This is a genomic window from Vibrio sp. 1288 (assembly GCF_033344475.1).
This window is the reverse complement of record NZ_JAWPOX010000167.1, coordinates 1-1,013: the sequence shown is the minus strand read 5'-3', so window position 1 is coordinate 1,013 and position 1,013 is coordinate 1. Positions and strand designations below refer to the sequence as shown.

Below are 1,013 nucleotides of genomic sequence, written 5' to 3'. Positions count from 1 at the left end.
AAGCCATCACCAAGAGATAGAGCGACATCGTACTTCGCACAAATTTCACAGATCTCGCGGAAATGGGTGTATAAGAAGCTTTCTTGGTGATGCGCTAGACACCACTTAGCGATAATCGAGCCACCACGCGAAACAATCCCCGTCACTCGCTTCGCCGTCATTGGAACATAGCGAAGTAGTAAACCAGCATGGATAGTAAAGTAGTCAACGCCCTGCTCTGCTTGTTCGATTAACGTGTCGCGCATGACTTCCCAATTCAGGTTCTCAGCAATGCCATTTACTTTCTCCAAAGCCTGATACATAGGAACCGTACCAATTGGCACCGGGCTATTGCGTAAAATCCATTCGCGAGTTTCGTGAATGTTGCGGCCGGTAGAAAGGTCCATCACGGTATCGCCACCCCAGCGTGTCGCCCAGACAAGTTTCTCCACTTCTTCTTCGATTGAAGACGTGACCGATGAGTTACCAATATTGGCATTCACCTTAACTAAGAAGTTACGGCCAATAATCATTGGTTCAGATTCTGGATGATTGATATTCGAAGGAATGATGGCGCGACCTTCTGCGACTTCTTTACGAACGAATTCTGCAGTAATGTCTTTAGGTAGATTTGCACCGAAGCTTTGGCCGGGATGCTGCTGAGTCAGCACGTCATCGCGATATTTAGCGCGACCCATGTTCTCACGCAGTGCAATGTATTCCATTTCCGGAGTAACAATGCCTTTGCGAGCATAGTGTAGTTGAGTGACACATTTTCCGGCTTTAGCTCGTCGAATACGTGGTAAGTTGCCATAACGCAAATCATCTAAGGTTTCATCGTCAAGACGCTCTTTTGCGTAAACAGAGCTCACATCTTCAAGGATTTCAGTATCATTGCGTTCTTCAATCCACCCTTCTCTAAGCTTTGGTAAGCCACGATAAAGGTCGATAGAGTAATCTGGATCGGTATATACGCCAGAGGTGTCATAAACACGTACAGGCTCATTCGGCTCAAAAATTGGAGCCTCTTTGGT

Annotated in this window: 1 protein-coding gene; it reads right to left on the bottom strand. The window is 46.6% G+C overall.

Annotated features, from left to right (window positions below; translation table 11 throughout):
• A partial coding sequence (locus R8O11_RS25380; protein WP_318194633.1) for a phosphomethylpyrimidine synthase ThiC occupies positions 1-1,013 on the bottom strand: 1,013 nt, incomplete at both ends.